This window comes from Corynebacterium sp. HMSC06C06 (genome assembly GCF_001807295.1).
Classification (GTDB): domain Bacteria; phylum Actinomycetota; class Actinomycetes; order Mycobacteriales; family Mycobacteriaceae; genus Corynebacterium; species Corynebacterium striatum.
The window spans coordinates 20,568-43,742 of the sequence record NZ_KV788507.1; the positions used below are offsets into that span (position 1 = coordinate 20,568).

General features: G+C 58.7%; 22 protein-coding genes, 2 tRNA genes and 1 pseudogene. 13 read left to right on the forward strand and 12 right to left on the reverse strand.

Going from position 1 to position 23,175, the window contains the following annotated elements; genetic code table 11:
* The first annotated feature begins 6 nt into the window (after positions 1–6).
* Positions 7–954: a 23S rRNA (guanosine(2251)-2'-O)-methyltransferase RlmB gene (gene rlmB, locus HMPREF3153_RS09535; RefSeq protein ID WP_070420679.1), complete on the forward strand. Its 948-nt coding sequence runs from the start codon at positions 7–9 to the stop codon at positions 952–954.
* 938 nt (positions 955–1,892) lie between these two features.
* Positions 1,893–2,178, forward strand: a pseudogene (locus HMPREF3153_RS13050) (integrase core domain-containing protein); the annotation flags it as partial.
* 247 nt (positions 2,179–2,425) lie between these two features.
* Here the strand turns inward: HMPREF3153_RS13050 and HMPREF3153_RS12765 are convergent.
* The 3 genes from HMPREF3153_RS12765 to HMPREF3153_RS09550 form a co-directional block, all read right to left on the reverse strand.
* Positions 2,426–2,599: a hypothetical protein gene (locus HMPREF3153_RS12765; RefSeq protein ID WP_005530995.1), complete on the reverse strand. Its 174-nt coding sequence runs from the start codon at positions 2,597–2,599 to the stop codon at positions 2,426–2,428.
* A 22-nt stretch (positions 2,600–2,621) separates the two neighbouring features.
* A complete protein-coding gene (locus tag HMPREF3153_RS09545) occupies positions 2,622–3,164 on the reverse strand; it encodes a hypothetical protein (protein ID WP_070420680.1) in 543 nt (180 codons plus the stop codon).
* A 393-nt stretch (positions 3,165–3,557) separates the two neighbouring features.
* Positions 3,558–4,709: a cystathionine gamma-synthase gene (locus HMPREF3153_RS09550; protein ID WP_070420713.1), complete on the reverse strand. Its 1,152-nt coding sequence runs from the start codon at positions 4,707–4,709 to the stop codon at positions 3,558–3,560.
* Positions 4,710–4,890: 181 nt separating this feature from the next.
* Between HMPREF3153_RS09550 and HMPREF3153_RS09555 the strand changes: the two genes are divergently transcribed.
* Together HMPREF3153_RS09555 and HMPREF3153_RS09560 are read left to right on the forward strand one after the other, a co-directional pair.
* Positions 4,891–5,937, forward strand: a complete 1,047-nt coding sequence (locus HMPREF3153_RS09555; RefSeq protein WP_046645581.1) for a mechanosensitive ion channel family protein — start codon at positions 4,891–4,893, stop codon at positions 5,935–5,937.
* A gap of 5 nt (positions 5,938–5,942) precedes the next feature.
* A complete protein-coding gene (locus HMPREF3153_RS09560; RefSeq protein WP_049152141.1) occupies positions 5,943–6,332 on the forward strand; it encodes a globin in 390 nt (129 codons plus the stop codon).
* Here HMPREF3153_RS09560 and HMPREF3153_RS12535 read toward each other — a convergent pair.
* The gene (locus HMPREF3153_RS12535; RefSeq protein ID WP_256364740.1) at positions 6,329–6,454 is read right to left on the reverse strand and encodes a hypothetical protein; all 126 of its coding nucleotides are present in this window, start codon (positions 6,452–6,454) and stop codon (positions 6,329–6,331) included. The genes HMPREF3153_RS09560 and HMPREF3153_RS12535 overlap by 4 nt on opposite strands.
* Positions 6,455–6,548: 94 nt before the next feature.
* Between HMPREF3153_RS12535 and chrA the strand changes: the two genes are divergently transcribed.
* Positions 6,549–7,739 (forward strand): chromate efflux transporter, encoded by a 1,191-nt coding sequence (gene chrA / locus HMPREF3153_RS09565; RefSeq protein ID WP_005531004.1) that lies wholly within the window; start codon positions 6,549–6,551, stop codon positions 7,737–7,739.
* Positions 7,740–7,762: 23 nt separating this feature from the next.
* Here the strand turns inward: chrA and HMPREF3153_RS09570 are convergent, their stop codons facing one another.
* The 5 genes from HMPREF3153_RS09570 to HMPREF3153_RS09590 all read right to left on the reverse strand — a co-directional run bounded on the left by HMPREF3153_RS09570 (position 7,763) and on the right by HMPREF3153_RS09590 (position 13,761).
* Positions 7,763–8,407 (reverse strand): DUF8185 domain-containing protein, encoded by a 645-nt coding sequence (locus HMPREF3153_RS09570; RefSeq protein ID WP_005531009.1) that lies wholly within the window; start codon positions 8,405–8,407, stop codon positions 7,763–7,765.
* A gap of 57 nt (positions 8,408–8,464) precedes the next feature.
* Complete coding sequence (locus HMPREF3153_RS09575) at positions 8,465–8,893, reverse strand: acyl-CoA thioesterase (protein WP_005531026.1); 429 nt, start codon at positions 8,891–8,893, stop codon at positions 8,465–8,467.
* An 87-nt stretch (positions 8,894–8,980) separates the two neighbouring features.
* A complete protein-coding gene (gene ettA, locus HMPREF3153_RS09580; protein WP_005531027.1) occupies positions 8,981–10,651 on the reverse strand; it encodes an energy-dependent translational throttle protein EttA in 1,671 nt (556 codons plus the stop codon).
* Between the two features lie 138 nt (positions 10,652–10,789).
* Positions 10,790–11,428, reverse strand: coding sequence for a single-stranded DNA-binding protein (locus HMPREF3153_RS09585; protein ID WP_070420681.1), 639 nt, complete (start codon positions 11,426–11,428; stop codon positions 10,790–10,792).
* 212 nt (positions 11,429–11,640) lie between these two features.
* Complete coding sequence (locus HMPREF3153_RS09590; protein ID WP_005531032.1) at positions 11,641–13,761, reverse strand: bifunctional copper resistance protein CopD/cytochrome c oxidase assembly protein; 2,121 nt, start codon at positions 13,759–13,761, stop codon at positions 11,641–11,643.
* Between the two features lie 75 nt (positions 13,762–13,836).
* Here HMPREF3153_RS09590 and HMPREF3153_RS09595 point away from each other — a divergent pair, with 75 nt between their 5' ends.
* From HMPREF3153_RS09595 to HMPREF3153_RS09605, 3 genes are all read left to right on the forward strand, one after another.
* The gene (locus HMPREF3153_RS09595; RefSeq protein ID WP_070420682.1) at positions 13,837–14,784 is read left to right on the forward strand and encodes a LysR family transcriptional regulator; all 948 of its coding nucleotides are present in this window, start codon (positions 13,837–13,839) and stop codon (positions 14,782–14,784) included.
* 108 nt (positions 14,785–14,892) lie between these two features.
* A tRNA-Arg gene (locus tag HMPREF3153_RS09600) sits at positions 14,893–14,966 on the forward strand.
* A gap of 104 nt (positions 14,967–15,070) precedes the next feature.
* Entirely contained in the window at positions 15,071–15,730 is a 660-nt protein-coding gene (locus HMPREF3153_RS09605; protein ID WP_049192600.1) for an alkaline phosphatase family protein, read from the forward strand.
* A 38-nt stretch (positions 15,731–15,768) separates the two neighbouring features.
* Here the strand turns inward: HMPREF3153_RS09605 and HMPREF3153_RS09610 are convergent, their stop codons facing one another.
* Positions 15,769–15,954 carry a PspC domain-containing protein gene (locus tag HMPREF3153_RS09610; RefSeq protein ID WP_034657383.1) on the reverse strand — a complete coding sequence of 62 codons (186 nt, stop codon included), beginning with the start codon at positions 15,952–15,954 and terminating at the stop codon, positions 15,769–15,771.
* A 141-nt stretch (positions 15,955–16,095) separates the two neighbouring features.
* Here HMPREF3153_RS09610 and cmrA point away from each other — a divergent pair, with 141 nt between their 5' ends.
* The gene (cmrA, locus tag HMPREF3153_RS09615) at positions 16,096–16,908 is read left to right on the forward strand and encodes a mycolate reductase (RefSeq protein WP_005531037.1); all 813 of its coding nucleotides are present in this window, start codon (positions 16,096–16,098) and stop codon (positions 16,906–16,908) included.
* A gap of 40 nt (positions 16,909–16,948) precedes the next feature.
* On the opposite strand, the gene HMPREF3153_RS09620 is transcribed toward cmrA, so the two are convergent.
* Positions 16,949–18,460: an alanine/glycine:cation symporter family protein gene (locus HMPREF3153_RS09620; protein WP_070420683.1), complete on the reverse strand. Its 1,512-nt coding sequence runs from the start codon at positions 18,458–18,460 to the stop codon at positions 16,949–16,951.
* A 333-nt stretch (positions 18,461–18,793) separates the two neighbouring features.
* Between HMPREF3153_RS09620 and orn the strand changes: the two genes are divergently transcribed.
* The 4 genes from orn to crtI all read left to right on the forward strand — a co-directional run bounded on the left by orn (position 18,794) and on the right by crtI (position 22,168).
* Positions 18,794–19,426 carry an oligoribonuclease gene (orn, locus tag HMPREF3153_RS09625; RefSeq protein WP_005531039.1) on the forward strand — a complete coding sequence of 211 codons (633 nt, stop codon included), beginning with the start codon at positions 18,794–18,796 and terminating at the stop codon, positions 19,424–19,426.
* Between the two features lie 50 nt (positions 19,427–19,476).
* Positions 19,477–19,549 (forward strand) — tRNA-His (locus HMPREF3153_RS09630).
* Between the two features lie 130 nt (positions 19,550–19,679).
* A complete protein-coding gene (locus tag HMPREF3153_RS09635; protein WP_070420684.1) occupies positions 19,680–20,576 on the forward strand; it encodes a phytoene/squalene synthase family protein in 897 nt (298 codons plus the stop codon).
* Positions 20,576–22,168 carry a phytoene desaturase family protein gene (gene crtI / locus HMPREF3153_RS09640; protein WP_070420685.1) on the forward strand — a complete coding sequence of 531 codons (1,593 nt, stop codon included), beginning with the start codon at positions 20,576–20,578 and terminating at the stop codon, positions 22,166–22,168. Before HMPREF3153_RS09635 ends, crtI begins: the two co-directional genes overlap by 1 nt.
* Here the strand turns inward: crtI and HMPREF3153_RS09645 are convergent.
* On the reverse strand, positions 22,152–23,156 hold the full coding sequence (locus HMPREF3153_RS09645) for an MsnO8 family LLM class oxidoreductase (protein WP_070420686.1): 1,005 nt from the start codon (positions 23,154–23,156) through the stop codon (positions 22,152–22,154). The two genes, crtI and HMPREF3153_RS09645, sit on opposite strands and share 17 nt — an antisense overlap.
* Between the last annotated feature and the right edge of the window lie 19 nt (positions 23,157–23,175).

A 23,175-nucleotide genomic window follows, 5' to 3' on the forward strand; every position in this document is an offset into this window, starting at 1 on the left:
GAATTCATGGCACGTACACACGGCCGCGGCGGCGCGGGCATCCGCAAGACCAACAAGAAAGGCGCTACTAAAGGCAGTGGCGGCCAGGTAAAGAAGGGCCTTGAGGGCAAGGGACCAACGCCTAAGGCAGAGGACCGCGTCTACCACGCGAAGCACAAGGCCAAGCTGGAGCGCGAGCGCCGCAACTCGGGCCGCCACCAGAAGGAGACGGCGGAGATGGTCGTCGGCCGTAACCCGGTCGTGGAGTGTCTGCACGCAAAGGTGCCTGCTACCTCGCTGTACATCGTGCAGGGCACCCGCAACGACGCGCGCCTGTCGGAGGCCGTGGCCATTGCGAATTCCCGCAACATTCCTATCCTTGAGATTCAGCGTCACGAGATGGATCGCATGACCGGCAATGGTATGCACCAGGGCATCGGCCTGCAGATTCCGCCGTACAAGTACGCGGACTTCCACGAGCTCATGGACCGCGCGAAGGACGCTGGCGAGCCGGGCATGTTCGTCATCCTCGACAACATCACCGACCCGCGCAACTTGGGCGCCGTCATCCGTTCGGTGGCTGCGTTCGGCGGCCACGGCGTCATCATTCCGGAGCGTCGTTCGGCTTCGGTGACTGCGGTGGCATGGCGTACCTCCGCGGGTACCGCGGCTCGCCTGCCAGTGGCGCGCGTGACCAACGTGACCCGTACGGTGCAGGAGTTCCAGCAGGCGGGTTACCAGGTCGTGGGTCTTGATGCTGGCGGCGAGCACACCCTCGATACCTACACCGGTGGCAAGGACCCTGTGGTCATCGTCATCGGTTCTGAGAGAAAGGGCATCTCCCGCTTGGTGCGCGAGAATTGCGACGTCATCGTGTCCATTCCGATGACCGCCTGGGTTGAGTCCTTGAATGCCTCCGTTGCTGCGGGTGCCGTGCTCTCTGAGTTCGCTCGTCAGCGTCGCGCGGCGAAGTAATCACGGCCCCTTAGCAAACACCCAGCCACGCAAAAGCAGACCTTGAGGTCGCGTTCGCACGCGCTTGACGAGGGACTGCGGACTTTTTATGAGACCTCGTGTAGCGCGAGTCGTGTGCTGGTTTGTAGGCCAGTGCACGGAGAAAACCTTGAGTTATGTCTATGACTAGAAAGCAGCTTTCTCCGGCTCGACTAAGAGCTCTTCGCCCTACGGTGAAGAAACTTTATGACGAGGGTATGACTTGGGCAGGGATCCTTCGGGTTCTCGGTGATAATTCTCCGTCGCTAGAAACACTCAGTTCCATGATCCATGGTGTCGATGCAGCCGATACGCCGCCTATTACGCCTCGCTTAAAAGCTGAGGTAGGCCCTACGCAGTTCTTGGTTTTCTTTCGCGACGTTGGGCGGCCTTTGATATTGGGTTTTCTCCTTCGGTCTTACCGTAAAATGCCCTCGGTTTGTTCCGTTTGAGTAAATGGGAAAATTCTCGAACATGCCGAAGAAGTTTGATCAGGAGGCAAAAGACCGTGTGGTCCGCCTCGTGGAAGACCGCATTCTGGCGGAGAGTATTTCGACGCAGGCAGCCTGCAAGATCATGGCACACAGCGGGGCAATGGACGCAAGCCCGCTCGACGTGAGGGACGCGTTACCGAACGGTTGCCTGAGGACCTTGTGGCAGAGGCCGCCAAGCTGCGTCGAGATCATCTGCCAGACGTTAAACACGCATCGCGAAGGCATCTTTCTTAGCTCGCGTGGATACCGCCAATCCAAGGCCCGGGGCTTAAGCGCCCGCAGTCTTCGCGACGCTGCCCTCGTGGAGCATAGTCACGACGTTCATTTCCAAAAATTACGACGTCTACGGCGTACAGAAGATGCGGCACGTGCTGCGCCGCCGGGGCATTAACATTGGACGCGAGCACACAGCCCGGCTGATGCGCAGCGCTGGACTGTCCCGCAAGGACAAAGGCGGGCCCAATTTATCACTCGGACCACGGCTCACAAGGTGTACACATCAGCAGCGTTTAGCACACGATGCCAGGAACTTGGCGTAATCGAGTCCATGGGTGCTATCGGTACCAGTGCAGATAATGCGTTAGCAGAGTCATTTAATTCCACGATGAAAAGAGAAGTCCTGCGCAATAGGAAAGTCTTCGACAATCCGCTGCAATGCCGGCGGGAGGTATTTCGGTGGTGCATCAGATACAACACACAGCGCCGACACTCATGATGCGGACAGGTATCGCCCGATGTCTTTGAAGCCCAATCTATTACACTGACCAAGGCAGCATTACTGCCACTCACCTTGTCTACTTTTCAGGGGTCACGCCCGGCGTCCTTTTCGAGGATAGGTAGAAGTTGATTCGAAAGGTACCCATGATGGTCGCCCTATTTGTCCTCGGGGCCCATCACAAGAACTAACTCGTACACCACGCTAACGGATGCAACCGCCGGCTGACGACTTTACTCACTGGTTATTCCTGATGATTGTTTTTGACGCGATTGACCAGTACCGCTGCAACTATAGTGAGCAGTATGAGGATGAAAAATCCGAGGATCGACTTGTTTGTGATGGCGACATAACCTGAAATTGCCAGCCCAAATAGTGCAACGACAATCGCATTGGGAGATATTTTATGTCTGTTCATTAGTCCTCTTTACACTTGATCGTTAAGTACACTCGATGCCTCGGACTATTCCGGCCCACGTGTAATGGGCTTTTAAGCGATTATTGCAGCGTTTGTGGTGACTGAGGACTACTGTTGCCCCAGTGATGATGGCTCCAACGACGGTGCAGGCAGCCCACCCGACACCGGGAATGGCGCAGATGGCGGCCCCTAGGGCAAACCCCGATCCGCTGATGATCATATCCTGCTCAAGAGGGGTGAACTCTACCCAGAATCCCCCGTTTTCTTTCCCTCCGCTCACATAGGGGGTGATGGCATGTGGATCCCTTAACGTTAGATCCATGTGCTCGAGGTCGAAGGTTACGGTGGAGTCATCATTTACAGTTCGGGGAACATCCGAGTTGATCAGTTCTTCAAAAGCTTGATCCAGAACCTCCGGGGTGACTGTTCCTTCCGCAACGGTCTGTTCTTGGAACTCTTGAGGGGTTGTAGGATCGACCTTTTCTGCAGCGGAGGCTAGTCCCTGACTAGCAAAAAGGATAGCTATGGAAGCTAGTGAAGTCAGTGCTTTTGACTGAGTTTTCATAGTGTTCCCGATCTCTAGAGGGCCGAATTACTTCCGAGGTTACATACTGTCCAAATTGTGGGCAATAGTTTGACGAATTGTGTGAGGTGATCTATCGCACCTCACGTGAGAAAACACTTGGCTGGGTCAAGTCCGCGTATTGGTAAATATGCGCAGAACACCACCCCAATCAAGAAACAATGGAAATCAAGGCGAAAGCCTAGGAACAAAACCCAGGGCACTTCACAACACACAACCACCAAGCTGCGTGAAGAATTCAAAACATCCGCAGTCCCCGACGCGATAAAACGCAACCTCAGGGTCTGGTAATCCAGGGCCGGGTGCTTAGGGCGGGGCTTTTGGCAATGAGGCACCAAGCACTCGCCTTTAGCGGCTTTGGCGCCCCAACACAATCTAGTGCAACGCGTCCAACGCCTGCTCGAAGTCCGCGATGAGGTCCGCAACGTCCTCGATGCCAATGGAGATGCGCACCAGATCCTCCGGCGGAACCAGTTCGGAGCCCTCCGCCGAAATGTGGGTCATGTTCTGCGGATGCTCGATGAGGGATTCCACGCCGCCCAAGGACTCTGCCAAGGTCACCAGCTGGGTGTTCAGGCACACCTGTTTTGCATGCTCCGCATCGTGGAAGCGCACGGACATCATGCCTCCGAAGCCGCGCATCTGCTTCTTCGCCAGCTCGTGGCCTGGGTGCGAAGGAAGACCCGGATACAGGACCTGCTTGACCTCAGGGCGGGATTCCAGGAACTCGGCCACGGCCTGCGCATTCGAGCAGTGGCGGTCCATGCGCACGGACAAGGTCTTGATGCCACGGACGGTGAGGTAGGCGTCGAATGGCGAGGACACTGCGCCGACATTGCCCTGGAAGTAGAGCAGGCGCTCGTCCATCTCCGCCGAATTGGTCACCACGGCACCGCCCAGCACGTCAGAGTGTCCGCCCAAGTACTTCGTGGTGGAGTGCAGGATGTGGTCCGCGCCGAGATCCAGCGGGTTCTGCAGGTAAGGAGTAGCGAAGGTGTTGTCCACAACGATCTGAGCGTTGCCCTTGTGCTTGACCACCTCAGCGATGTCCGTGATGTTGGTAGCCGGGTTGGTTGGGGTCTCCAGCCAGATGAGCTTGGTGTTCTCACGCACCGCCGCAGCCACGGCAGAGGCATCGGTGGTATCCACGATGGATAGCTCGATACCCCACTGGCCATAGTCGTGGTGCAGCAAGCGGTACATTCCACCGTATGCGTCATTGCCCAAGATGACATGGTCGCCCGGGCGCACGATGATGCGGATCAGCGTGTCCACCGCCGCCATGCCGGAGGAAAAACATCGCGCGTACTCAGCGTTTTCCAGGGACGCGAGCGTTAACTCAAGCGAACGCACGGTGGGGTTGGCCACGCGTCCATACTCAAAACCACCGCGCAACTGCGCCAAACCGTCCTGCTGGAACGTAGTCGACGCGTAAATCGGCACGTTAATACTGCCCATGTAGGGGTCTGGGTGGTAGCCAGCATGAATCGATCGGGAGGAAAAGCCTGGGGCGCGGTTCTCAGTCATGTCTAGAAACTCTAGACCAAGCTGTCCATTCCAAACAGTGATTGCAATGTTTTTATTCATCTCATCAATGAGCGTTCCCTTAAGCTTTGAGAATTTCCGTACCATGGTGTGGTCGTGCGTCACACGGAATCATGACTGGTTCCGGCGTACACTTTGAACTTTTCCCCGAGTAGAAAGCACCATGAGTTTTCCTACCACCACCGCAAGCACCGCGCTCCTTGCAGCTAGCCCTAATGCCGAGCAAGCAGTCGAAACCGTCACTGGGTTCTGGAAGAACGAAACCACACAATCGTGGCTCGTCGACAAACCAATTCGCATCGCGATCATCCTGCTCATCGCTTTGGTCGCCCACTGGCTTCTGCGCCGGCTCATCACCAAGCTCGCCGATAACAGCATCAAGAACGGGCGCCTGAAATCACAGGTTCGTCCACGCCGCAAGGTCGCTAAGCAGGACACCGCACTGGCGAAAACACACGAGGCACGCCGCGTTTCGCGCCTGCAGACCCTCGCGAGCGTGGGCCGTTCCGCCGCAGGCATCTTCGTCTGGGTATGGGCAGTCCTCGCCATCTTGTCCGAGGTCGGCGTCAACGTCGCACCTCTCGTGGCCTCCGCCGGTGTGGTTGGTGTCGCTCTTGGCTTCGGTGCACAGTCGCTGGTCAAGGACTTCCTCTCCGGCATTTTCATGCTGCTGGAGGACCAGTACGGCATCGGCGACACCATCGACTTAGGCAATGGCGTCTTCGGCGACGTGGAGTCCATCTCCCTGCGCATCACCACGGTTCGCGACATAGACGGCGCCCTGTGGTACGTCCGCAATGGCGAGATCCTGCAGGTAGCCAACCACTCAGATCACTACTCGGTGGCCCGCGTGCAGGTTCCAGTCGCGCTTTCTAACGATCCCGACAAGGCATTTGAGGTCATCTCCAAGGCTGTCCAGGACGCTGCGCTTGACGACGCCGTCCGCGACGACCTCCTTGATCAGCCCGACGTCAACGGCATTTCCAGCCTCGAGGTCGATCACATGTCCTTCCGCGTGACCGTGAAGACGCTGCCGGGCAAGCAATGGGGCGTTCAGCGCAAGCTGCAGGCGAAGATTCTCAACGCAATGCACGCGCACAACATCGACACCCCATATCCTCAGGGAGTGAGCTTCTATGACATGGATGAGGCCGAATACCCATTCATCGAGAGCTCTCTTAATCCCGCAGATCCCGGAAACGAGTCTTAAACACTATGCAGCCCACGAGCGTGTATGAAGCAGTTGGCGGTATGGAGACCTTCGACAAATTGGTCGGCGGTTTCTATGCCCAGGTCCGCACCGACGACGTCATCGGCCCAATGTATCCCGACCAAGATTGGGAGGGCGCCGAGGAACGCCTGAAGTGGTTCCTCGTGCAATATTGGGGAGGCCCGCAGCTGTTTAGCGATAACCGCGGGCACCCGCGCTTGCGCATGCGCCATGCGGAATACCCCATCAATCTTGAGGCGCATGACCGTTGGCTCGAACTCATGTCCAACTCGCTGGCCCAGATCGATGAGGAGACCATTCCGCCAGCCTACCGACACATGATCTGGGACCACATGGAGCGCGTAGCGCAGATGCTAATCAACCGCCAGGGCTAATCAGCAGCGCTAGTTTCGACTAACACCTCGTGGCCATCCTTGACCAAGGTCTGCACCTCAAGCGGAGTCAGAGCCACGCGATTCTCGTTATTCATAATCTCTTTAGGGACGGCGATACGCATTGCTTTCTCCTTAGAAAAGAAAAAGTTGATTGATGGGAATGTGATTTACATCCTCAGCTAGCGAAGGCGCCCCCACGCCATTAGCATCCTTAGAATGACGACTTCACAAGGCGGCTTTTCAGAGGTCAACCGATCCTTTGGTCCGCTTGGCTGGACAGCTTTTGGTGGACCGGCCGCGCACTTGGGGTACTTCCGTACCGAGTTTGTCGAGCGCCGCCGTTGGCTCACCGACGCCACCTACGCAGATCTCGTCGCCATGTCCCAGTTTCTGCCCGGCCCGGCCAGCTCCAAGGTGGGCATGGCGGTGGGCTATCACCGCGCCGGCCTGCCGGGCATGGCCTTGTCATGGTTCCTCTTCACCATCCCCTCCGCACTCATATTGGCAGTGTTTGGCCTAGTGGTCGGCGGCGAAACCACTGCCTCGCCTGTAGGCGCAGGCTGGTTGGCTGGCCTGTTGGCAGCGGCAGCCGGCGTGGTCCTGCACGCCATCATCGGCATGTGTAAGAAGCTGCTCAAAACACCTGTGGCCTGGGCGCTGGCGGTGGTGAGCTCCCTCGTGCTGATCTTCGCGGGCTCCTCGTGGCAGCTCGCGGTCATCCTCATTGCGGGTTTCCTCGGGGCTACCATCTTGCGCGGGCAGTTGGGCGTCGGTGAGCAAGCGGGCGCTGAGCACGGGCTCCGTGCGGTGTCGGTCCGGCTGGCGTGGGGCTGCTTGGGCGCGTTCTTCCTCCTGCTCGGCGGGCTGGCCATAGCTGCACGTTTAAGCGATGCTTGGCTCATCACCCGTCTCAACGCGTTCTACCAATCAGGCGCTCTGGTCTTTGGCGGCGGACACGTAGTGCTGCCGCTGCTCGAGGATAAATTCGTGGGCGCAGGCTGGCTCACTCAACAGGAGTTCCTGGCCGGGTACTCAGTGGCGCAAGGCGTGCCGGGTCCGTTGTTCACGTTCGCGTCTTATCTTGGCGCGGTCGACGGCGGCGTAGGCGGCGCCGTGTTGGGCACGGTCATGATTTTCTTGCCTGGCGCTTTGCTAACACTTGCCGCACTGCACTTTTGGTCGCGGTGGCAACACTTAAGGTGGCTGCGCACCGCCTTCGCGGCGGTAAATGCCGCGGTCATCGGCCTGCTGATCGCAGCGCTGTGGGACCCGATTATCACCCACGGCGTCACTGGCTGGGCTAGCGCCGGAATTGCGGTTGCGACCTACGTTGCTTTGCAATTCTTCAAGGCGCCGCCGTGGTCTGTAGCCGTGGGTGCGGCGCTGCTGGGGTGGGCGCTACTCTAGCGCCGTGGCCGACGAGGTATCGGTTAGAACAGGGAGAGCCGCGTCGAGCGATACACACTGCCAAAGGGGGCGTCGACGCGGACCCACCGGCCAAGGCCGGATACGCGTAGATGACGTGGAATATCCATCGGCGCAGCGAAGCCGGGAATAAGCCCCAGGTTGGTGCAGGCGAAAATCATGCGCATGGGGATTCCCACCTCTTGGTTCTCCGGACCAGTGACGGTAACCACGGTCTGATTCAGCAGGCTCGCCGGTGGGCCGAGGGGTCCAGAGAACTGGCGGGCGAGCTGCTGGCCCTTATCGGAAAGCTCCCGCACTACCTCAACGGGCAGGGTATCGAGCAAGACGAATCCGGTTGCTGGCGGCAGGGCGCCCGGCCACGAAGGGTCCCGAGCGGGGCCGAGCTCAAGGGTGCCGGGTTCGGCGTCGCCAAGCAGCAAAGCCTCATGCAGAGCATTCGCAGAGACCACTGCCCCGTCGCGGGAGACCGTGCCCTCCACGCGGCGGGAGGCCACCACCTCAAATGGCGTAGTGACAAACACGTCGACGGTGTTCTCGTCGAGCTGGCGCAAGCGCACTAACGCCGCCACGTCCAGCCCCACTGCACGCGCGATGAGGGCCCGCAATCCAGGTCCACCACCTCTTAATTCGAGTGATTCGTTGACCATGGCTTGCAGGCCCTCCTTCGACGTACTGATGCGCGGCGAGCTCGAATTCAGCTCACGCTATGCGTCCAGCTTAACCAAAGCATTCTCAAGAATGATCTTCTTCTCCTCCTCAGAGATAGCACGCGGCATCTGCGTTGCCTTGTCGATGACAACCTGGGTGCAAGTGATAACGCATGCGACGTTGCCGGTGCTGTCCTTGATCTCCTGGCGGGTGGTGAACGAGGTGTTACCCAGGCGCACCACGGTGGTCTCAACCGTGACCGTGCTGTTCTTGCCATCCCACTTGAGCGGACGAACGTAGTCGGCGTCGAGGTGACGCACGAACGCAATCATGTCCAGGCCGTTTTTGTAGAAGTGGTCCATGGCAAAAGCCAAACGGGCCTCCTGCGCCAGCTCGATGTAGTTGGCGTTCATCATGTGGCCGTACATGTCGAAGTCAGACCAACGGACACCAACGGTGTGCGCGTGCACGTTCTCAGAAGACATTCTTTAAAAATCTCTTTCCAATTGGGGTTGGGGTTTAGGGAAAAGCTAAAAGGGCGTCCGTTTTCCGGACGTCCTTTGCGTTAAACGCTAGCGGGTCAGCTTGCGGTGGGTCACGCGGCTCGGGCGAGCGGCGTCCTCGCCGAGGCGCTCGATCTTGTTCTTCTCGTAGTCGCCGAAGTTGCCTTCGAACCAGAACCACTTGCCCTCTTCCACGTTGCCTTCCCAGGCAAGGATGTGGGTACAGGTGCGGTCCAGGAACCAGCGGTCGTGGGAAATGACCACGGCGCAGCCCGGGAACTTCTCAAGGGCGTTCTCAAGGGAGCCCAGGGTCTCGACGTCCAGGTCGTTGGTAGGCTCGTCGAGGAGAATCAGGTTTCCGCCCTCTTTCAGGGTCAGAGCCAGGTTCAGGCGGTTACGCTCACCACCGGAGAGAACCTTGGAAGGCTTCTGCTGGTCCGGGCCCTTGAAGCCGAACGCGGACAGGTAAGCACGCGATGGCATTTCGTTCTGGCCGACGTGGATGTAATCCAGTCCGTCAGAAACAACCTCCCAGACGGTTGCCTCAGGGTCGATGTTCTCACGGCCCTGGTCAACGTAGGAAAGCTTGACAGTCTCGCCAACCTCAACGGAGCCGGAGTCCGGCTGCTCCAGACCAACGATGGTCTTGAACAGGGTGGACTTACCCACACCGTTCGGGCCGATAACGCCGACGATGCCGTTGCGCGGCAGGGTGAAGGACAGGTCCTTGATAAGAGTTCGGCCGTCGAAGCCCTTGACCAGGTTCTTGACCTCCACGACCTTGTTGCCCAAGCGCGGCGGGGTTGGAATCTGGATCTCTTCGAAGTCGAGCTTCTTGTACTGCTCAGCCTCCGCAGCCATCTCCTCGTAGCGCTGGAGACGAGCCTTGTTCTTGGCCTGACGAGCCTTGGCGCCGGAGCGAACCCAAGCGAGCTCTTCCTTCAGGCGCTTCTGCAGCTTCTTATCCTTGGCGCCAGCAACTTCCAGACGCTCGGCCTTCTTCTCCAGGTAGGTGGAGTAGTTGCCCTCGTATGGGTAGAGCTTGCCGCGGTCAACCTCACAGATCCAGCCCGCAACATGGTCGAGGAAGTAGCGGTCGTGGGTAACCGCCAGAACGGCGCCCTTGTAGTCAGCGAGGTGCTTCTCTAGCCATTCCACGGACTCGGCGTCCAGGTGGTTGGTCGGCTCGTCGAGCAGCAGCAGGTCCGGCTCGGAGAGAAGGAGCTTGGCCAAGGCGACGCGACGGCGCTCACCACCGGAGAGGTTGTTCACCGGGGCGTCGGAAGGCGGGCAGCGCAGCGCTTCCATGGCCTGCTCGATCTTGGAATCGACCTCCCAAGCATCGGCAGCGTCGAGCTCCTCCTGGAGCTTGCCCATTTCTTCCATGAGCTCATCGGTGTAGTTGGTGGCCATCTCTTCTGCGATGGCCTCGAAGCGCTGCTTCTTCTCAAAGATCTCGCCCAAGCCCTCTTCGACGTTGCCGCGAACGGTCTTCTCGTCATTGAGTGGTGGCTCCTGTAGAAGGATGCCCACGGTTTTGCCCGGATCGATGAATGCTTCACCGTTGGATGGCTGGTCGATGCCGGCCATGATCTTCAGAATGGAGGACTTACCTGCACCATTCGGGCCAACGACACCAATCTTGGCACCTGGGTAGAAGGCCATCGTTACATTGTCGAGAATGAGCTTCTCGCCGACTGCCTTACGCACATTTTTCATCGTGTAGATGAATTCGCCCATGTTTCACCCTTTGCTTAACTTGGGAATGGTTTATAACACAACAAAGAGTACATCACATGGGAGGACAAAGCGCCCCGGGTTAGGGTTATCCTTCGCAGGTATTTTCCTCCCCTCACCCGAGGAGCAATCCACCGCTTTTTATACGGATACCTCTTCTAGCTCTTGGGCTCCGCCTTCCTCGCTTGTTTCATTCTCAGCATCCACATGTAGAGCGTTCTGGCCACCGAGCCCGCGAGCTGCCTGCCGGCGGTCAGCGGCAGTGTCGTGCTCGTCATCGCGTTCGGCTTCGGACTCGGTGGTGGCGTCTGTTGGAGCAGCGTTTGACTGCGCCGTCCTATCCAGATCGATCTCCGGCATCTCATCGCCCGATGCCGGTGGCTCCAGGCCATCCGTGGTGTATACGTGTTCCAGCTTGCGAGAAGAAATGATGTAGCGGTTGAGGTCTAGCCCCACGTAGAAGGCCTTCACGAAGGTGCGGAACTTGTTTTGACCGTTCGGGCTGGTCCACGAGTCCGAACACACCGAACCAACGACAATAACCGGCATCCCACGGTGCAGGGACTTCTTCACGTTGATGGCAAACTGACCCCACATCTCAACATCGATGTAAATCAGATCAGTATCGCGCCACTCCCGCTCGCCGTTTACCGTGTTATCCGCGGGAACACGGCGCGAAGACGCCATACGCAGGCGTGTCTTGTACATGTCGGTATTAACTTTGACGAGCTCCGGCTCGTGGGTGAGATGACCAGTGATGGTGATAGGTAGCTGGGACATGTCCTTAAATTCCTTTTCTTTTAGAGTCTTAGGGTCTCAGATGACGGAAAGGGCCGCGCCCCTTCCTGCCTGCATCATCACTGCGAATGGACAAGGGCTACAAGAGGAAGTTTTGCAAGCTGTGGATAACTAGTTGGCAGCGTCAACAAAACGCAAATAACTCCCACCAGTTGGTGAGAGTTACTCACAGATTGCGCTGTTTCTCAGTGAAATTACTGCTGCCGGAAGCCGGTAGCGTCGCCCTCGCTCATGCGTCGCAGCATCTCGTTGTAGTCCTCCAAGTCCGCATCGCCATCAACCTCCGCCTTGGCATCGTGGCGACGCGCTATAGCGCGGTCGTCGCGCAGCCAGTCTAGGAAGAGTTTGCCAAAGACGATGACCAACGGGAACTGGCCAAAGCCCCATGCGATGCCGCCACCCACGCGCTGATCTTGCAATAGGTCGGGGTTCCACGGCAGGTTCAGCGACAGGTAGAACGCCTCGCCCAGCACGCTTTGCAGCTGCATGAGGTAGACGCCAGCGAAGAGGTGTAGCGGCATGGAGAAGAACAGCACTAGCAGGCGCAGGTTGGTCGGCGCACGGAACGGCAATGGGTCTGGGCCGATGACCTCCCAGTAATAGATGTAACCGGAGATGAGGAATGCCCAGTTCATAATGAGGTGACCGGCGTGCTCGGACACCGCCACCTGATAGAGATCGGGATACAGGTAGAGCACGTAGAGGAATACGAGGAACTGGATGAGGTTGACTGCCGGATGCGTCAGGAACTTCAGCACCTTGGCCTTGGTCACGGCCACAGCCGCATCATGGATGGTCGGCTTGCCGGGAGCACCTGGCTCAAAAGCTTCCATTACCAACGTCAGCGGTGCACCAAGCACCAAGAACAGCGGGATGGCCATAGACAAGAACATGTGCCCCAGCATGTGCATCGAGTACAACGCCGGAATGTAGAGACCAATGCCCGAGCTCATGATGAAGGTCAGACCAAGCGCGCCCAACATGAACCACGCGGTGCGCACTGGAGACCAGCTCAGACCACGGCGACGCAAGCGCAGCAGCGCGTAACCGTAAAGCGCCGCGAGTCCGAGACCGAGGGTGCCGAACATGAGGTCATAGCGGTACATGGTCCAAATGTTGGTGACGGTCGGGGCGTCGAGAAGCTCATAGCCCAACAGCACCTGCATGTTGTTCAGATTCGGATCCCGGGGCGGTGGCGGCGGGGTGCGCCCCATAGAAATCGCTACGCCTACCGTGGCAGCCATGACGAGGACCTCCACGAAGGCCACTCGCCTAAACAGCTCAGGGCGACGTTCCAGCTGCGGAATGGTGATTTGACGATGCGCCAGTCCAAAGACAGCAAGCAGGATGGTCAGTACCGTCTTGGTGACAATGAGCAGGCCGTAACGGGTGCTAAAGAGATCGCTGAACTCCACGCGGATAAGCGCATTGATGATGCCGGATGCCGCCATGGCCACGATAGATACAAACGCGACCACCGAATAGCGACGAACCGCCGTAGCCATTCCCGGGCCCAAACGCCGGCTATGGGCGATGAGCCCCAGCAGGCCACCCACCCACAGCACCAAGAAGAACAGGTGGAAGAGCAAGGAGTTCGTTCCATAGTCATGGTCGCCGCCAGCAGCCGAGTGTCCCTCCATGCCGAGTGGCACCATTTGCAGGAGCGAAACCATGAAAGCGATGGGCTGCATTGACCATTTTCTGGAGGCTAGGCCTAAGACACCAACGACTACTGAAATAGCTGCGGTGACGAGCCAAGCCTGGGAGGTAGCAATGCTTTCCAGCGCCATGCTCATCAATTGCGGGTTGAGCACCTGGGCAAAAGGAGTACCAGTGAGGTCCGACATCACCAAAGGAACTTCAAGAAGAGCCACGATGGCAACGCCGAATGCCGCAAAGGCACCCGTTCGGGCCGCAATATGCCCATCCACGGTGAGGCGAGATTCAATGAGACGCTCATTGTCTTTGTCGGGGATCTGCGGCGAGATAAGGAAGGCAGAGACCATGAACGATCCCACAGATAACGCCATAAGCAGCCAGGCGACGGCGCGGAAGAACGGCAGTCCGAAGGTGGTCAGGCGGCCTGGGTCAGGGATACCGAGCGCAGCAAGCGAATCCGCGAGGAAGAACAAGGAGATGAAGCCACCCACGAATCCCGCAAAGAATATTGCACTGGCGTACAACCATTTTGCATTTTTCGCACCGCCGCTGGCGGCAGCAGCGCTAGCGGGCTTAACGGCGGCGCCTTGCGGGCTTTCTTTCCCAGCCCCTGCTGCATGCAGCTGTGAACTGGCAGTACCGTCCTGTTTTTTCATAGGCGCAGTGTACCGCCGAAACCATTGCCTTACCTAAAACGAATAATTCTCTAAATTTTGGCATAATCACGAGCTATGGATTCGCGCCAGCTTCTCTATTTCCGAGCCGTTGTTGATCACGGTTCGTTTACTCATGCGGCTGAAGCATTAAACATGACTCAGCCATCTCTTAGCCTCTCCATCCGAAAGCTCGAAAAAGAACTCAACGTCCAACTTCTCACCCGCGGTCGCGCTGGCGTGAAGACTACGGAAGCAGGAGTTTATCTCTACAGCATCGCCTCCAAAGTTGAAACGCTGCTTAGCGACGCTACCCAGCGCATATCCGAAATCGCCGAAGGCGCTGCAGGCAGTGTTTCTATTTCCTCGGCGCCTGAGTTCAACTGGTTGTTCATGCCGGAGGTCCTGCACCGAATGTTTGAGAGCGCCCCTGACGTCAATATTTTCCTCGATGACCCAGAGCCCACCATCACCCTAAACCGCGTGTTGGAAGGCTCCATCGACCTAGGCCTCATGCCCTCAACTGATCCGCAGGCTTTTGCGCAGCGTTATCGCGACGAGCTCATTGTCCACGAAGCCACCGAGATGGAATTCCGCGTGGCAGTTCCAGAACGCCTCAGCCACCTGCCGGATCCGGTTTCTTTGGCAGACCTTTCCAAAGAAACGTGGATCTTGCCGCCCCGCCACCCTGAGTTCATTGGCATGCCTGAACTGCTCGACCAGGTTTTCCTAAAGACCCCTGGCGCAGTTCCTAGCCGAATCCAGGAAATTTCCACGCTGCAAACCGGCCTCCCGCTGGTATCTGGCGGAATCGGCATATGCCTGTTGCCGAGTTCAGCGCAAGCGCTAAACCATCGCGGTATTCACTATCGCCGCATTGCGGAGGGTATCCCTCCGATGCAAGCCTTGCTGATTTTCCGCCGCGACCGCGATCTCTCCCCTGCGGCAAAGCAACTGGTGGACCTGATCCTCGACGTCGGCGGCGAAAGCGAAGAATCCCTCCTCGACAATGCCAACCTGCTCTAAACATTAGGCCTAATAGCCCTCGCCGCTTTCGCCGGTGAAAGGCGGCTGACGAGAGGCGCCGCCCCCACTTCCAGCCTGCCCAGCACTCTGGTCTAATATGTGGGATATGCCTCCATAGCTCAGCGGATTAGAGCAGTGGGTTTCTACCCCATGTGTCGCGGGTTCGAGTCCTGCTGGGGGCACGCAGGTCAAGGCTACCTTTTGCCGGAATTCACGGCAGAAGGTGGCCTTTTCTTTGTATCTTTCCTCTCCACACGGCTCGGGGCGCAAGCTTAGGATGGAATCCATGGATATCACCCTGGCTACCTTCGTCACGGCCCCTGCAGCCGCCCTCATCGGCATGCGCTTCGACAACGCGTGGGCTCCTTCCCCCAGCTATGCGCAGTCCCGCAACAGCGTCTTGACGGGCCAGTATCCGCAGCGCGAAGCTAAGACCCGGATCACGGATATCTTCCGCGAAGCAGGCTACAGCATAAGCGAGGACATCGACTCCCCACCAGGTACCGAGGACGCCCCGGTATTCCGCCTGCTGGAAGAACCTGCGGACCCGGCGCGGCTGCGCGACGTCGCCAAGCATGGCGTGGTCGCCGTGTGTTCCTTAAGCGGCGGGCCTTCCCCCATGTCCTTGGCTTGGCCGGGCGTGACGGACACCGCCGCCACTTCCTGCAAGGAGCTGGTCTCCCCCATGGATTTGGCGCCCACGCTCGCGGCAATTGCGGGCCTTGATGTACGCCCGAACGCGCAGCTTTCCTTCGACGGCCTCAACCTAGTCCCGGTGGTGCGTTATGGCGCGTCGGGGCATGCGGCGTTGTTCTTCGACAACGGTGTGCGCATGCAGGACGCCGTGCTTATCGACGCCGTGGCAAGCCCCGCACGCCATGCAGCCAGGCTCCGCGATGAGTGGGAGACCTGGCATCGGTTCATGCGCTTTGGGCCGCTGCAATAAGGCCCGCTGCGGCAGATTAGCGAGCGAGTTTGCGCTTATTACGCAACCGGCATGATCACCCATAACAGGATGTAGAGCAAAATCCCGGAGAATCCGAGGAGCGTTGCGATAACGAAGAGCGCGCGAACCAAGGTTGGGTCGAGGTTGTAGGCCTGGGCAATTCCGCCACACACGCCTCCGATGTAGGTGTCAGTGGTCGAACGGGTCAAACGGTTGTTGTTCATTTCTGTCATCTCCTTTCACTTTCAATTCAACCTAATGTCACGCCATGTTGCATCAGGGAGAGCCCTGATAAACACCCTGATTTCTGGCTTTTCGTCTACGCTAGACGGAGTTGTTAACACGGCGAAAGGAATTTTCACCTCATGACTAAGCACGCAGGGCTGCCCGCCCCCACCCGCACTTCTTATGCTTTGCTCACTGGTGCCAGCCAGGGCATCGGCGAGGCGATGGCGCGCGACCTTGCTTCACGCGGCTACAACGTCATCCTGGTGGCGCGCCGCCAGGAAGTCCTCGACCGCATCGCTGCGGAACTTAAGGCCCAGCATGAGGTGGATGCCATTGCTCTGGCCGCCGACTTAGCAAAGGAAGCCGACGTCGACCGCGTCATCGAGTTCATGGCAGACAAGGAGATTTCCATCATCGTGAACTCTGCTGGCATCGCCAGCTTTGGCAAGTTCATGGATCAGGATTGGGACTATGAGACCAAGCAGTTCGATCTCAATGGCAAGGCCGTGCACCGCCTAACGCGTGCAGCGCTCAAGCAGATGCTGCCGCGCCGCTCGGGCGCTATCTGCAATGTGGGTTCTGCTGCGGGCAATGTCTCGATTCCGAACAACGCGACTTACGTGTTCACCAAGGCCGGAGTAAATGCCTTCACTGAGGCGCTGCACTATGAGCTGAAGGGCACGGGCGTGAGCTGCACCCTGCTGGCTCCAGGCCCAGTCCGCGATGCGGTCATTCCGGAAGAAGAGCAGTCCATCGTGGATAAGGTGGTGCCGGACTTCCTGTGGACCACCTACGAGTCCTGCTCCGCGGAAACCCTCGCGGCCATGGCGCGCAACCAGCGCCGCGTGGTGCCGGGCCCGCTGTCCAAGGCGATGAACGCTCTGGGCCAAATCGTCCCTACCCCGATTGCCGCACCGCTCATCGGCAGCTTCTACTCAAAGATGGCCTAAGGCACTCCCACCCTTTCGGCGAGCCTGCTTTTGGTGTGCCTTACTCGGCGACAGAGGAAGAGCGAGCGTTCTTGCGCTCTACCCAGAAGTCGGCGTTCTTGATGCCCAGAGCTTCAGGGTCGAAGTCCGGATCCTTGCCAGCCTTCTTCTGCGCGCTGTAGTCCTTGAGGCACTTGAGTGCCGGGACCTGGAGGAAGAGGATGGCGATGATGTTGAGCCATGCGGTGGCGCCCACTCCGATGTCGCCTAGTGCCCACGCGGAGCCCGGGGTGGTGGTAGCACCAATGATGACGGAGATGATGATGAGGACGCGCAGGACCCACACCAGTGCGCGGCGTGCGCCAGCATTCTTGATCCAGCGGTTGAAGTAGGTGAGGTTGGTCTCTGCCATGTAGTAGTAAGCCAGGACGGTGGTGAAGGCGAAGAACGCGATAGCAATTGCCACGAAAGAAGCGCCGACACCACTGAATACCGAGTCCATACCGGATTGAACGAAGCCTGGGCCGACCGCAATGCCGTCAGGCAGGGAGCCGGCGTAGCGAACGGCGCCATCCTCGGACTCGCCTTCGAAGACCTTGTACATGTCAGTGGAGATGATGATGAAGGCGGTGGCCGAGCAGACGAAGAGGGTATCGACGTAGACGGCGAATGATTGAACGAGGCCCTGCTTTGCTGGGTGGGATACCTCGGCAGCAGCTGCCGACTGCGGGCCGGTGCCCTGGCCTGCCTCGTTGGAGTAGATACCGCGCTTTACGCCCCACATGATTGCAGAGCCCAGCATGCCCGCGAATCCTGCTTCCATGTCAAATGCAGACTTGAAGATGAGGCCAAATACGTGTGGAATGTCGCCGAAGTTCATGAACAGGATGGTCAGCGCGATGATGATATAAGCGGCTGCCATGAATGGAACGATGAGCGAGGTGAAGTTAGCGATACGCTTGACGCCACCGATGATGATGAAGGCCAAGACGCCAGCCAAGATGACTGCGGACCAGGTGACGTTGACGCCCCAGGCGTTCTCCACTGCAGCGGCCACACCGTTGGCCTGGATGCCTGGGAGGAAGTAGCTGGTAGCCAGAATCATGGAGACAGCGAAGATGATGCCGTAGACCAGCATAAACGGGCCCACAGAGGTGTGGCGGTAAGCCTTTTCGATGTAGTACGCCGGGCCACCGCGGTACTCGCCGGTGTCCTGGTCCTTTTCCTTGTAGACCTGGGCGAGAGTACATTCCACGAACGAGGTAGCGGACCCCAACAGCGCCACCGCCCACATCCAGAAGACAGCACCTGGGCCACCGAAGGCGATCGCCGTGGCAACACCGGCAATGTTGCCGACGCCGACGCGACCGGCGAGGGAAATCATCAGGGACTGGAAAGAAGAAACACCGGAGTCTGACTTCTCGCCGTTCTTCAGCTGCGCAATCATGTCGGGAATACAGCGAATCTGCAACCCCTTGGTCACGATCGTGAAATAGACACCGGCGCCCAAACACAGGAACACGAGTGCTGGGGACCAAATGAGGGAATTGAGAGCATCCAAGAACCCGGCCATATGAGGGAACCTACTTTCCAAAATTGTGATCTCTAACATAAAGAGTGACATAAAGAATCATGCACTACTTCAATCGAAATTTGTGAGGGCAATCACGGAAATGTTTTTGAAAGAATCTAATTCTTCGCATTACCTGTTGGTTGACCAAAATTTAATGTACAGCTCAAGAACCGTCAATACCGCTAACAAAAACCTTTTAGAAAACCTGAACTATCTGCGTTAAAACACCCCCTTTGCCTACCCCCGCCACACCTTCCACGCCGATGGATTGAGTCAGACGGTGGGAAGGGAGGCGTCGACAAGCACGGCTCTAGGAGGACTAAGGTTAAACCCATGACTGACATCGCCCCGAAGAATGACCGACTCGTCTGGATTGACTTGGAGATGACCGGGCTCGACCCGAAGCGCCACGTCATCGTGGAGGTGGCCGCCATCATCACTGATGGCAACCTCAACGTCATTGGTGAGGGAATCGACCTAGTGGTCCATGCCACGGAAGCGGAGCTCGCTGAGATGGATGACTTTGTCACCAACATGCACGCCAACTCCGGCCTGGATAAGGAAATCCGCGAATCCACCACCACCCTGCGAGAAGCCGAAGATGCCGTCCTGGCGCTCATCGCTGAGCACTGCAACCCTGAGCATCCCGCTCCCCTGGCAGGCAACTCCATCGCCACCGACCGCACCTTCATTCGCGCCTACATGCCACGCTTGGATGAAGCGCTGCACTACCGCATGATTGACGTTTCCACCATCAAGGAGCTCAGTCGCCGCTGGTTCCCGCGCGCCTACTACAACCAGCCTGACAAGGGCATGGCGCACCGCGCGCTCCAGGACATCATTGAATCCATCCGCGAGTTGGACTACTACCGCCGCAGTGTGTTCCGCACCGACGAAGGTCCCTCTTCCGAGGAAGCAGCGAAACTCAAGGAGTCAACTACCGCCGACTACCAGGCGTTTTTGTAAATCTCGCGGCGTGAGTTAATCTTATCCGTGCTGCTTTTAAGGCAGCGATGGTGGCTGTAGTTCAGCTGGTAGAGCACCAGGTTGTGATCCTGGGTGTCGCGGGTTCGAGCCCCGTCAGCCACCCCGAATGAGACCCTAGACTGCACTTTCGCAGACTAGGGTCTTTCTTGATATGACAGGCTACGATAGCCGTGAGCGACTTGCGTAATGCCCGCGCGGTGGCAGGTCTTTCTCCTTCAAAAGGTGGCGTACATTGTTCAGGCTCTTTACTCACACCCCCAACCCACTGCCCCGTTATGACAACGGCGCTGAGCGGGCTGCTGAGCAAATCATCGCGGCCTACTCCACTAGTTTTTCACTGGCCTCTCAAATGCTGAGCCCACAAACCCGCACAGACATCCGCAATCTTTATGCCGTGGTCCGTATTGCGGATGAGATTGTCGACGGTGCCGCCGCCGCAGCTGGACTAAGCCCGCAGGAGGTCCAAGAGACCCTCGACGCATACGAGCAAGCAGTCTTGCAGGCACCGCATCGCCGCTTTCATACCGACCCGATTCTGCATTCCTATGGATTGAGCGCACGCCGTTGTGGATTCAAAGACGAGCACATCCAGGCCTTTTTTGCGTCGATGCGGCGCGACCTGCACCAGAGCGTTTACTTTACGGCGGCCGAGCTGAATCAGTATGTCTATGGCTCAGCTGAGGTCATCGGCTTGCTGTGCCTGGACGCGTTTCTGGTGGGCCAGCCGGTTTCCAGCGCGCAACGCCGGGAGCTCGAGGCCGGCGCCCGCCGCTTGGGCGCGGCCTTCCAAAAGGTCAACTTCCTGCGGGATTTGGGCGCGGACACCGGCCAGCTTGGTCGCTCCTACTTTCCCCAGGCCGGCTCGGCAGGCTTGTCCGCGGAGTCAAAGGATGAACTCATCACCGACATCCGCGCCGACTTAGCCGCCGCCCGCGCGGTGATGGATCAGCTGCCGCTCACGGCACGGGTGGGAGTCATCGCCGCCACAGATCTCTTCGAAGCTTTGACCAACGATATTGCTGCACTGCCCGCTCTCGCCTTGCCCACTAAGCGCGTCAGCGTCAGCATCCCGCGCAAGCTGGCCCTTCTGCTGCGGGCAACCGTGAAGTCCCTAAGGAGGACGCGTTGATGAAAACCTTTAGGCGTGGCGCTGTGGCTAAACAGCCAGAGTCCGTCATCGTGATTGGTGCTGGCATTGCAGGGCTTGCAACTGCGGCTTTGCTCGCTCGCGACGGCAAGCAGGTTACGGTGGTGGACAAACTCGAAGAGGTCGGTGGGCGCGCAGGCTCGCTGTCTGCAGAGGGCTTCCGCTGGGATACCGGCCCGTCGTGGTACCTGATGCCGGAGGCCTTCGATCACTTCTTTGAGCTGTGCGGTACCTCGACTGCGGAGGAGCTTTCGCTGGTTGACCTCACGCCTGCTTACCGCGTCTATGACGACTCGGGCCAGTTCATCGACGTCGAGACCGGCGTGGATAAGGTGGCCACGCTCTTCGAGTCCATCGAGCCCGGCGCGGGCCAGCGCGTAAGGGACTATCTGGACCAGGCCACGGACGTCTACAACGTGGCCCTTGAGCGCTTCCTGTACACCACATTTAGTGATGCCCGCGAGCTCCTCGCGCCAACTGTTCGCTCCCGTTTAGGAACTTTGGCTCAGCTGCTCACCCGCACCTTGGATAAGCACGTGGCGGCGTCTTTCCGGGATTACCGCCTACGCCAGGTGCTCAGTTACCCGGCGGTCTTTCTTTCTAGCGAGCCTTCCGCAGCACCGGCAATATACTCGCTAATGAGCCACACTGATCTGGTTGAAGGCGTGCGCTATCCGCTCGGCGGCTTCAGTGCGGTGGTCGAGGCTATAGCGCGGCAGGCCCGCAATGCTGGCGTTACCTTCTTGCTGGGAACGGAGGTCACGGGAATCCTCACCGACGATTCGGCCCGCGCAACAGGTGTCCGGATCATGACTTCCGCAGGCTCCCAAGAGCTGCTTGCCGACGCCGTCGTCTCCGCCGCCGATCTACACCACACCGAAACTTCGCTGCTGCCTGCGCATCTGCGTTCCTACTCAGCGAAGTACTTTGCGGGGCGCAATGCTGGTTTGGGCACAGTCTTGGTACTGCTGGGCGTGAAGGGTGAGCTGCCGCAGTTGGCGCACCACACGCTGCTGTTCAGTAAGGACTGGGAGCCTGATTTCCGTGCGGTCTACCACGGCCCAGAGCCCACGCGTGAGCTGGATGCTTCGCATTCCATCTATATTTCTAAGACCTCCGCCACCGATCCGGCGGTGGCGCCGGTCGGCCACGAGAACCTATTCGTGCTGGTTCCGGTCCCCGCGGACACCGCATTGGGCCACGGCGATGCCTACGGTGCTCACCCGTCTGCTCGCGTGGAAGCCATTGCCGATGCCGCCATCGCACAAATCGGCCGCTGGGCCGGCATCGACGACTTCGCCTCTCGCATCGTCGTGCGCCACACCCTCGGGCCGGCCGACTTTGCGGAGCGCTACCACGCCTGGCGCGGCGGCTCGATTGGCCCAGCGCACACTCTGGCGCAGTCGGCCTTTTTCCGCGGCAAAAATGTCTCCTCCAAGGTCAAAGGCCTCTACTATGCCGGCGCCACGACCGTTCCCGGCGTTGGGGTGCCTATGTGTCTTATCTCCGCAGAGAACATTCTCAAGCGAATACACGGCGACACCACGGCTACGCCGATTACGCCTCTGCATTAGGCCTCTTTTTCGGCGGTGTGTGCATTCGAGTGAACAAGTCCAGCCCGGCGAGCAGCTCCTCTGAGTGCGCTCTGCCCTCGCGGTCGGGAATATCGCCGGTGACTAAGAACTCCTCGACGCCGAGTTTCTCTGCGATGTCGGCAAGCTTGGCTTCCACCGCAGCGGGAGTACCGTAGACCGTATTGGCAAGCGTCTGTTCGAGGCGTTCGCGTTGTTGGCCGGTTAATCCTTTCAAGTCGGGATCTGGGTCGAGTGCGCCAAACACGCCGGTGCTTTGGGAAAGCACCTGGGCATAGGCCTCGGGAAGGAGAAGGCGCCGGGCATAGGCTTCGTCTTCGGCCACCGCAATGTTGAGTGAGGAAATGACCACCGGCGAGGTGCCTTGGAAGTTCTCCCGATAAACCCGTGCAGCCTCAACCTGCGTCTCGACTGGGCCGCCAAGGATGACGCCCAAGCCCAGCTTGGCCGCAGAAAGCGCAGAGCGAAAACCGGCCAAGACAAAAAGCGGCGGCCCAGCGTGGGGCCGGAGGGTGATGGGGGCGTCGCCAAGCAAAAAATTGCGTACTTGGGCAAGGTCGGAATCGAAGCGTTGCTTGGCCTCCACGGTCTGCCGCAACGCCTCGCGTACTGGTTTAGTAAAACCCACCGAAGAGCCCAAGCCGATAATGATGCGCCCTGGATACAGCGACTCCAACATCGCGGCCTGCTCCGCGATGATCAATGGCGGGTGATTCGGCACCATAATGCCCGCCGTGCCAACCTGAATCCGCGCGGTCTGAGAAGCAACGTAGGAGGCTAAAATCGCAGGCTGTGACCCCGGAATTCCGGGAACGGCGTGATGTTCGGCAACGAGGAAGCGCGCAAAGCCCAAATCCTCCACATGCTCAGCGTGCTGGGCAACCGCCCGCAGCGTGTGCCCCTTCTCCTCGCCAACGGCCACCGCCGCGCGGTCCAAAACAGAAAAGCGCATGGCCACCACTGTAGCCATGCGCCCCGTTTCGAAGTGA